This is a genomic window from Rhodococcus sp. NPDC080181 (genome assembly GCF_040702225.1).
Lineage (GTDB): Bacteria > Actinomycetota > Actinomycetes > Mycobacteriales > Mycobacteriaceae > Rhodococcoides > Rhodococcoides fascians.
Genome location: NZ_JBFBKN010000022.1, coordinates 72,907 through 81,412 on the forward strand (window position 1 = coordinate 72,907; position 8,506 = coordinate 81,412).

General features: G+C 65.2%; 8 protein-coding genes and 1 pseudogene. 5 read left to right on the top strand and 4 right to left on the bottom strand.

All coding sequences use genetic code 11. From position 1 onward, the window contains the following. Positions 1 to 91: 91 nt before the first annotated feature. From AB0O58_RS21515 to AB0O58_RS21530, 4 genes and pseudogenes are all read left to right on the top strand, one after another. On the top strand, positions 92 to 874 hold the full coding sequence (locus tag AB0O58_RS21515) for an alpha/beta hydrolase (RefSeq protein WP_196249617.1): 783 nt from the start codon (positions 92 to 94) through the stop codon (positions 872 to 874). Positions 875 to 1,418: 544 nt separating this feature from the next. Next, positions 1,419 to 2,083 (top strand): annotated as a pseudogene (locus AB0O58_RS21520) (hemolysin III family protein). A 122-nt stretch (positions 2,084 to 2,205) separates the two neighbouring features. Then, the gene (locus tag AB0O58_RS21525) at positions 2,206 to 3,228 is read left to right on the top strand and encodes a putative zinc-binding metallopeptidase (RefSeq protein WP_032375660.1); all 1,023 of its coding nucleotides are present in this window, start codon (positions 2,206 to 2,208) and stop codon (positions 3,226 to 3,228) included. Positions 3,229 to 3,361: 133 nt separating this feature from the next. Next, positions 3,362 to 4,102 (top strand): GAF and ANTAR domain-containing protein, encoded by a 741-nt coding sequence (locus AB0O58_RS21530; RefSeq protein ID WP_080733447.1) that lies wholly within the window; start codon positions 3,362 to 3,364, stop codon positions 4,100 to 4,102. 18 nt (positions 4,103 to 4,120) lie between these two features. Here AB0O58_RS21530 and AB0O58_RS21535 read toward each other — a convergent pair whose 3' ends face one another. From AB0O58_RS21535 to AB0O58_RS21550, 4 genes are read right to left on the bottom strand one after another with little or no spacing between them, the layout of a single operon-like run. After that, entirely contained in the window at positions 4,121 to 4,750 is a 630-nt protein-coding gene (locus AB0O58_RS21535; RefSeq protein WP_032375659.1) for an SAM-dependent methyltransferase, read from the bottom strand. A gap of 13 nt (positions 4,751 to 4,763) precedes the next feature. Then, positions 4,764 to 5,513 (bottom strand): PIG-L family deacetylase, encoded by a 750-nt coding sequence (locus tag AB0O58_RS21540; RefSeq protein WP_032375658.1) that lies wholly within the window; start codon positions 5,511 to 5,513, stop codon positions 4,764 to 4,766. After that, positions 5,507 to 6,505, bottom strand: coding sequence for an acyl-CoA dehydrogenase family protein (locus AB0O58_RS21545; RefSeq protein ID WP_052061719.1), 999 nt, complete (start codon positions 6,503 to 6,505; stop codon positions 5,507 to 5,509). The genes AB0O58_RS21540 and AB0O58_RS21545 overlap by 7 nt, the downstream gene beginning before the upstream one ends. Next, entirely contained in the window at positions 6,502 to 7,221 is a 720-nt protein-coding gene (locus AB0O58_RS21550) for a glycosyltransferase family 2 protein (RefSeq protein ID WP_032375657.1), read from the bottom strand. Before AB0O58_RS21550 ends, AB0O58_RS21545 begins: the two co-directional genes overlap by 4 nt. 278 nt (positions 7,222 to 7,499) lie before the next feature. On the opposite strand from AB0O58_RS21550, the gene AB0O58_RS21555 reads away from it, so the two are divergent. Next, entirely contained in the window at positions 7,500 to 8,414 is a 915-nt protein-coding gene (locus AB0O58_RS21555) for a L,D-transpeptidase (protein ID WP_206498334.1), read from the top strand. Positions 8,415 to 8,506: the final 92 nt, after the last annotated feature.

Consider the following 8,506-nt stretch of genomic DNA (forward strand, 5'->3'; position numbering starts at 1 on the left):
CGGCAGGCGCAGTACTGAACGAATTTACAACGGAGGTCATGTGAGAGCGCGTCAAGTTTCCGGCCGGATGTTTTTGACGACCATGGGTCCGATGCACGCTCGAGTCGACGGGCCGACTCACGGACCGGCAATCGTTCTGATCCATGGATTCGCCGGATCCGTTCACTGGTTCGACCGCGTCGTGGCCTCTCTCGCGTCCGACTACCGCCTCATTCGAGTGGATCTGTTCGGACACGGCTGCACGGGTGGAGATCGATTTCTCGACGCGAACTTCCAAGCACGGGCGGTGATCGACATTCTCGAGGCTCTCGGCCTGACGGACGCCACAATCGTGGGGCACTCCTTCGGCAGTGACGTCGCACTGGAAGCGGCTGAATCGTCGTCCCGCATCACTCGGGTGGTCCTGATCAACCAGGCCCCCGACCTGGAATCCGGCCACTTTCCCGCCGGGAACGCGGTCATGACCATCCGATGGTTCGCGCAACTTGCACGTGTGTGCGCGGTCCCTGCGCTCGTATCCCGGATCGGGCACCACGCATTCGCCGACGGCTTCGACGCCCGCACGGGATTCAACAACCCACAACAATCGTTCCACGACTTCACAGCCACAAGCGCGGCCATGTATCGAACCGTGTTGATCGATCGCCGCCGACGCCTGCAGAACAAGCCACTCGACTCCCTTGTCCGGACCATCGACAAACCGGTAACGGTGATTCACGGTCGCGGCGACAAATTCTACGATTGGGAACCGACGCTGGCGCGGTATTCCACTGCCGGTGCTCACACAGTCCTCATAGACAACGCTGGTCATTCGCCGAACGTCGAGCAGCCGGACGAAGTCAGCGCCGTCCTGCGCCGGGCCTCGCGTGCTTGACCTCGACGACTCACCTTGCACGAGCGAGTTCAGCAATCGGACGTGCTCGGCTGTGAGTCGCTGGATGAGGTAACGACAGGGAAGCCTAGGCGCAGGCCGACGTCACTCGCGGCGGCGCGAGACGTTGTCTAAGAGCGACACCGTCTCCGTTGTCGCTCTTGTGTCTCGCTGGTCGACCGTCGACCGAGTTGGTGATTCACTGCTGCATTCAGACGACTACGTCGATATCCGCCACTGCCCACTGCCCACTACCCAGTCCATAGTCCTACCAAGAGGCCCTCGATCCGCATGCTCCACATCGACCACGGTTCGCCCTTGCCGGAGCCGTACATGGGTCACGATCGCTCGCGTGTGGTCGACGTGCTCGACGTGCTCGACGCCCGACCCCGCGCGCCACAAGCTGCTGACCGACCTCCGGGGCTTCTTTCGAACCCGACATGACCTGGCGGCGAACCGATCCAGCGAGGTTCACGCCGAAAGCTACTCATCGGTACAATACGTGAACCTACGGTCACGTAGGTTACCCAGCGACGGAGGTCATCGAATGACGATGTTCGGCATCGACGAGCTACCGGTCAAGCCTCGCATGCGCGGATGGATCCATCTCTACGCGTTCGGCGTCGCGGTCGTGGTCGCAATCATTCTCGTCACAGTGGCGTTCAGCCTGGTGTCCGGCACCGCCGGTGTGGCAAGCGCCGTGTATGCCGTCTCCGTGTGCGGGGTGTTCGGCGTGAGCGCTGCATACCATCGAATCCACTGGGCCACGACGACAAGCCGCACATGGATGAAGCGCGCCGACCATTCGATGTTTTTTTATTCATTGCCGGCAGTTACACACCGCTCGTGGTACTCGGACTCCCCTCCGACACCGGACGCACACTGCTGATCGTCGTCTGGCTCGGCGCGCTCGGCGGCGTCGCCCTCAAAATGCTCTGGCCGCAGTCACCGAGTTGGGTCGGCGTGCCGCTGTACATGATTCTCGGCAGCGCCGTAGTCCCCGTCGCGCCGACGCTCATCGAGCACGTTGGCCATGCGCCGTTCCTGTTACTTCTCGTGAGCGGCATGCTCTATAGCGCGGGCGCAATCCTGTACGCGACTAAATGGCCCAACCCATGGCCCAACACATTTGGCCACCATGAGTTCTTTCACGCTGCCACTGTGCTAGCAGCGATCTGCCACCTCGTAGCAGTTGGGCTCGTAATGTTCTAAGCGTGCGCTTGCTCTGCGCCTAGCCTTGTGCGCGGTCGAGCAGTGGGTAAAGTTGGCTAGTGCAGTGCACTTCTGACATTGTGCAGTCGTCTTCTGAAACTGACAGCCACTAAGGAACATCCATGCGTGATTTCATCTGCCGCAAGTGCGGACAGAAGCTGTCGTTCGAGAACTCACTGTGTCTGAGCTGCTCGAGCGCACTCGGCTTCCATCTGCCGAGCAGAGCCCTCCTGGTGCTCCCGGACAAGGAAGACGGCATCTCCGAGGCCGAGGTGGACGGTGCCGTCTGGAAGACGTGTGCCAATCTCAACACCGCGCGCTGCAACTGGCTGGTCGACGCATCCGATTCCGACGACCTCTGCCTGTCCTGCCGGCTGACGCGGACTCGCCCGGCCGACGACGACCTGGACGCGATGGCCGCCTACGCGGACGCGGAGACCAACAAGCGTCGCGTCATCCTCGAGCTCACCGAGCTGGGCCTCCCGATCGTCGGCCGGGACGAGGACGCGTCCACGGGTCTGATGTTCGATCTGCTCTCCAGCGCCAACCAGCAGGTGATGACCGGGCACAACAACGGTCTGATCACCCTGGACCTCGCCGAGGGCGACGACGTGCACCGCGAGCAGCTCCGCGTGGAGATGTCGGAGCCCTACCGCACGCTGGTCGGGCACTTCCGTCACGAGATCGGCCATTACTACCAGATGGTGCTGGTCGGAGACGGTGAACACCGCGCGGCGTTCGAGGAACTGTTCGGCGATCCGGATTCGAGCTACCAGGATGCGCTCGATCGCCACTACAGCGAGGGCGCACCGGAGGGCTGGGAGGACACCTACGTCTCGTCCTACGCCACCATGCACCCCGCCGAGGACTGGGCCGAGACCTTCGCCCACTACCTGCACATCCGCGACACCCTCGACACGGCCGCGGCATTCGGGATGGCACCGGCCGGATCGACCCTCGAAAGCCCGCTGCCCGGCGAGGTCGGCTTCGATCAGATCATCGACTGGTGGCTGCCGTTGTCGTGGGCACTCAACCAGATCAACCGATCGATGGGTCACCAGGACCTGTACCCGTTCGTGCTGCCGGCGACCGTCGTGAAGAAGATCGGCTTCGTGCACTCTCTGGTGGCACCCAGCGCTCTGTGAGCCTCGCTTACGGTCGTTGAGCTCAGCGCCCAGGGGCGTATCCTGTGTTGTCGGCATCCGCCGATACCGGGTACGCCCCCTGCGCAATAGTGGGCAGAGTGCAGTCGCGGGCAGAGTGCAGCAGTAGGACGAGGTGACCACCATCAGCGAGCAGACACTGAACGCGTCGGGCGCCCTCCCGCGGGTTACCGACTTCCAGCTGAGTCGCCGGCTGGCCGAGGTGGCCGAGAAGCTGCGGCGTCAGCATTCCGATCCCGATCGCGTCCTGGCCATGATCACCGAGGCCGCGGTCGCTCAGGTCCCCAATGCCGAGTACGCATCCATCACGACGGTCATGCAGGGCAAGTTCGTGCACAGCGCCGCTCTGTCGGGAGAAATTGCCGGGCACTGCGACAAGATTCAGGAGCAGCTGGGCGAGGGGCCGTGCCTCGAGTCGGCGATCGAACAGACGACCATCCGTATCGACGACATGGACAGCGAGACCCGCTGGCCACAGTTCACCGATGCAGCGTCTGCGCTCGGGGTCAAGAGCATGATCTGCTTTCAGCTCTACGTCGAAGGGTTCAACTTCGGCGCACTCAACCTGCATTCGACGCGAACCGGCGCGTTCTCGGCCGAGGCCGAATCCATTGGTTCGTTGTTCGCTGCGCACGCGGCCATCGCGTTCTCCAGCGCCCGGGAAGAACAGCAGATCAGGGCCGCGCTGACCAGCCGGGATCTGATCGGGCAGGCCAAGGGCATGCTGATGGAACGCTACAACCTCAATTCGCAGGCGGCATTCGCGTTGCTGGCCAAGCTCTCTCAGGACACCAACGTCAAACTGGCCGATCTCGCCGTGCAGTTGGTCGACGACGCGGCGAAGTCCACCGAATAGCGACCGGAGCCTCGGGCCTCATCGCACGTCGAGTCCGTCGGTGCTGGCAACCGATACGGCGGGAACATCGGTGGCGATGAACACCTCGATCCGCACGTCCTCGTCCAGATAGCGGCTCAGTGCAGCCAGTCCGGTTGTGGCAGCGATGATCTCGTGAACCCGGTCGCCCGAGATGGGATAGTCGTCCACGTCGTGACGCCAATGCGCGGCCACCAGTGTGCCTCCGGCCTCCAGTTGCCCGACGATGCGGCTCATGGCGGCCGCCAGGTCGTCGTCGTCGAGGTAATAGCCCACCTCGCTGACGACGATCAGATCGAACTTCTCGTGGGGATTCGGTAACGCAGATACGTCGTCGGAGAGGGACCACAGTGCGAAATCGACTGCAGCACTCTCGCCTACGCGCGCGCGAGCCGTATCCAGTGCGCTCTGCACCACGTCGGTCGACACCAGATGCTCGCAGCGGGCAGCGAGCTGTTCGGTGAGCACACCGATGGAGCAACCGGGTTCGAGGCCGCGTCGATAGTGCGGCTTGGGCAGCGATGCCAGGGTGAGGGCATACTTGCGACGCTCGTACCACTTGCTGTCGAGCATGAACGGATCCTCGTGCGCGGCATACACATCGCGGAAGTATTCCGGACTCAAGCTCATGCGGACAGCCTACTCATGCGAAGACGACTTCGAACGGACGTCGGAACCGCGTCAGGATGTGCGGTGGCAACACTGCGCGATCCGCCGGGTGATCGGACAGCGGTCGAATCTGAGATTCGAAACGCTCGATCGACGCCCGTTTCGCCTCGACGGCGTGCGCGGGCAGGTCGATGCGGCGACTGCGTGACCACGGCACCGCCCGGTGTTCGGGAGTTGCCCAGTGCCACATCCAGATCGGATATTCCACCACCGGTATCCCCACGACGGCGGCCGCGGTGAGGCAGGCACGCGCCGTGGCTTCGTGATCGGGGTGGCCGTCCCCGCGCCACGGCGTCAGGCACCAGGTACCCGGAGTGGCGTCGAGCAGCGGTACCAGCGCGCGGGCCAGAGCGTCCTCGTGCTTTTCGACCTCGCCGTCGGTGAACTGCAGCCGCGTCGGCGGCTGAACGATGCCCAGTTCGGCGAGGGCACGCTCGGACTCGACGGGCCGCAGGGCGCGCAGGTCCTCGGCCGACACCGTCGGAGATCCCGGATGCGAACCGTCGCCGTCGGTGACCGCGACGACCCGCACGTCGACGCCCGCAGCTGCGGCCATCGACAGCAACCCGCCGACGCCCAGTACTTCGTCGTCGGGATGGGGTGCCACGACGACCATGGTGACGACGTCGCTCCAGTGCAGACCGGGAATGGACCAATCTGCGGACAGCCAGTCCGATTCGGCGGTACCGAGGTCGACTTCGGCGTCGAATACGTTCTCTACCAAGGGTTGTCTTCCTGTGCGATGTCGTGTCCGAGGGCTTCGAGGTCGCGTTCGGCGTGGCTCTGTCGCAGATAGACGGTGAGGTCGGCAACGCGTCGAGCATGCTCCGCATCTGCGCACAGCGGGCCGGCACCGAGCGCTCGCCCGACGCGGTCGATGCACTGCGTTGCGGCATCCTCGACGACGGCGCGCACGATGCGAGCACGGATCCGAGCGCGGCCGGAGCGGTCGAACGGATCTGCGTCGACCTCGGCCGCCGCGGTCGTCAGGGCACTCGACGCGGCTCCGAGAGCCGATGCGATGGCACCGAGGTGAGCTGCGCGATGTGGGTCGGGGCGCGAGCGCACGGCCGCATGCAGGGTGTCGGCCACCGCGCAGGCGCTACCGAACCAGACGGCCGACACTCCGATCGCGCCATGCCAGAAGCCCGGCCTGGTCAGGTAGTCCGTCGGACCACCGACCACGACCGCGGGGACACGATCGAATGCCACCGAGCCCGAGTCGCTCTCGCGCATTCCGACGGCATGCCACGTGTTCGGCACCGGGGCAGCACCCGGATGCGTCAGATCCACTGCGAACAATCGCGGCTCGCCGTCGACGCGAGCGGTCACGAGTGCGTGGGTGCAGACGGACGCCCCCGAACACCACGGCTTGGTCCCGGACAGGAGCCACCCCGAATCGCTGCGTACCGCTTCGAGAATCGGAGCCGGGGGTTCCGCAGCCCACACGCCCCAGATCTGGCCGCGCTCGGGCGTCGGGCCGTCGAGCTCGTGCAGAATCGCGATCGCATCGGTGTGTGCCTCGGCCCAGCGGCCCAGAACGGTGTCGTGCCGACCCAGCGCAGCCAGCGACTGCCACCGGTGGTCTGTGTTTCCCGAGCCGGGGAGAGCCAGATCCAACCGCCCATCCGCCTCGAACGCGAGAAACTGCGCGCGCAACGCCGACTCGAGATCGGTGGTGCGATCGGGGGTGTCGACGAATCCGGTGTCGGTCATGCAGAAGGCTCCAGAGAACGAAGGAAGCCGGCCATACCGTCGGGGGCTCTGCCGCGCAGGCGGCCCGAAGTATCGACCGGAATGTCACACACCCTGCGGCACACGGTGCCGCCGAGCTCCAGACGACGGACCAGGTCGTGATCCTCGCCGGTGGCGAGCGGCGCGAACCCGCCGACCGCCCAGTAGTCCGTCGCGCCAACACCCAGGTTGGCGCCGTGGACGTGGGGATGGCCCGCCTCGTCGACGTACTGAGCGTCATAGGAGGAGCGCAGTGCTTCGTTGTCGACGATGTGGTCCTCGAATCGCACCGACACCGTCCCGACCACGGCCCGGGCACCCTCGGCGGCGTGCCGCAGATGCCCCACCAGCCACTGCTCGCCCACCGTCGAGTCGGCGTCGGTGGTGGCGTACCACGTGTCGGCGCGGCCCAGACCGCCGTTGAGGTCCGCTGCGAATCCGGCCGCCCGCGCGGCTCCCACGTTGCGATGGGCCACCGTCACGACCGAGACCGACGGGTGACGCGCCGCGACACGCGCCGAACCGTCGGTGCACGCGTCGAGAACGACCGTCGTGGATACCGTCACCGGGGCGACGTCGGCGACCCGACGTGCGGCCTTCGCCAGGGCATCCAAGCAGGCGTCGAGCAGATCCTGTTCGTCGTGTGCGGGCACGACGACGACGATGCGACGGACTGGAGTGCTGGTATCGACAGTCACGAGCCACCCTTTCGGACACCGGGCCTCGAGCCCGTTGCGGAACCGCCGGTGGCTGGACGGAGTACGTTGCATGCGACATACCCGTTCGCAGACGATCGACACCTACGGCTCGAAGAAGGGGCTCGGGTGGCGGGAAGCTACTCGTATCCGTGGATTCCGTCGTCGTTTTCGGCAATATCCGATTAGCAAAAGTCCGGGTGGTATGTGTTAATGGGCGTTGCCCCGCGGCAGCACTGCTACTGGGCATCACGACGCAGTACGAAGGATGGTCGGGTCACATGGCAACACAGGTTCGCACACGCAGGTTCGCCCGCATCGGGGCAATTCTCGCAGGTACGGCGCTCGCAGCCTCTGCAGCATTCGGGTCTGCCCAGGCGGCTCCGCTGTGGCCGGGCGGCCCCGACGTGTCGATCCCCGGCGTGCCCGGATCCTCGGACCCGGCGGCACCGGCACCCGCCCCGCAGCAGCGGGTGGCCCCGTTGGCACCCGCGAACTTCGCCGATCCCAGCATCAGCCCGTCCGGCGGCGAGGTCGTCGGAGTGGCGCAACCCATCGCGATCCGCTTCGACGAGGCCATCGGAGATCGCGACGCCGCACTACGCGCCATCCGCGTCACCACGAACCCGTCCGTCGAAGGCCACTTCTACTGGATCAACGACACCCAGGTGCGGTGGCTGCCCAACGAGTTCTACCCGGCGCACACCCAGGTGACCGTCGAAGCAGGCGGCGCGAAAGCCGAGTTCTCCACCGGCGACTCGATCATCACCACGGCCGACGACAACACCAAGCAGATCACCGTCACCCGCAACGGCGAGGTCGTTCGCACGATGCCCACCTCCATGGGCAAGGTCGGCCACGAAACCCCGAACGGCACCTACATCGTCGGCGAGCGCTTCCGCGACATGTACATGGACTCCTCCACCTACGGGGTGCCGGTGGATTCCGAAGAGGGCTACCGCACGTACGTCGAGTACGCCACGCGTATCTCCTACAGCGGCATCTTCGTCCACGCCGCGCCGTGGTCCGAGTCGCAGCAGGGCTACTCCAACTCCTCGCACGGCTGCCTCAACGTCAGCACCGAAGACGGCAAGTGGTTCTTCGAGAACGCCCAGAAGGGTGACCCCGTCATCGTCGTCAACACCGACGGCGGCACCCTCAGCGGATCCGACGGCCTGGGAGACTGGAACCGCTAGACGGTATGGAGGTCTTGGCTGGGGCCCCTCCGCATGTAAGCGTGGGTTGCCGACAGGAGTGGGTCCTGGCCGGTAGAGCCACAGATGTGGGA